This is a genomic window from Rhodococcus sp. EPR-134 (assembly GCF_001647205.1).
In the GTDB taxonomy this organism is placed as follows: domain Bacteria; phylum Actinomycetota; class Actinomycetes; order Mycobacteriales; family Mycobacteriaceae; genus Rhodococcus_F; species Rhodococcus_F qingshengii.
In genome coordinates, this window is the sequence record NZ_LVCT01000181.1 from 1 (window position 1) to 670 (window position 670).

At 65.8% G+C, this 670-nt stretch carries 1 protein-coding gene; it reads right to left on the minus strand.

What is annotated here, in order from left to right:
* Positions 1–670 (minus strand): glucosyl-3-phosphoglycerate synthase (locus tag A2J01_RS08150; RefSeq protein ID WP_064112478.1); only part of this gene is annotated, 670 nt, incomplete at both ends.

Genomic DNA, 670 nt, shown 5'->3' on the forward strand with positions numbered 1-670 from the left:
TGCCGGCTCATCACACCGAGGTCGGCGAGCGGCCGGTTGCGATGCTTGCGCACACCGAGATTGACCTGACCGATCGCCGCCAGCCCCAACGTGTCGTACGTGTCGAGCAGAAGGCCGATCTCGACGCCGTAGCCGGGCGCGAACGGGACAGCGGACAGCAGCTCACGGGTGCCCGCGTATTCACCGCCAAGCGGTTGCAGTACCGACGTGAGTTCCGGCCGCAGCGCGGCCAACATGGGCCGCGCAACCAATTCCGTGACTCGCCCGCCGCCGTTGGCATCCTCCGTGCCGCTCACGCGCAGCGGACGGCGGTAGTAGCCCTTCACCAGATGGATGCCGTCAACCGTGAGCAGTGGCCCCAGCAGTTTGGGCACGAACGCCGGATCGGGATTGATGAGATCGGAGTCGACGAATGCGATCAGATCGCCGGTCGTTGCGGCGACCGAACGCCAGAGCACCTCACCTTTGCCCGCAGTCGGCGGGATGGACGGGACCGCGCTCTCACGACTGATCACCGTTGCTCCAGCAGCGCGAGCACGCTCGGCGGTTCTGTCGGTCGAACCGGAATCGAGAACGATCAACTCGTCGACCAGGCCACCGAGCAACGGATGAATGGTGTCGACCACCGCGGCAACGGTGTCCTCTTCGTTGAGTGCGGGCAACACCACCG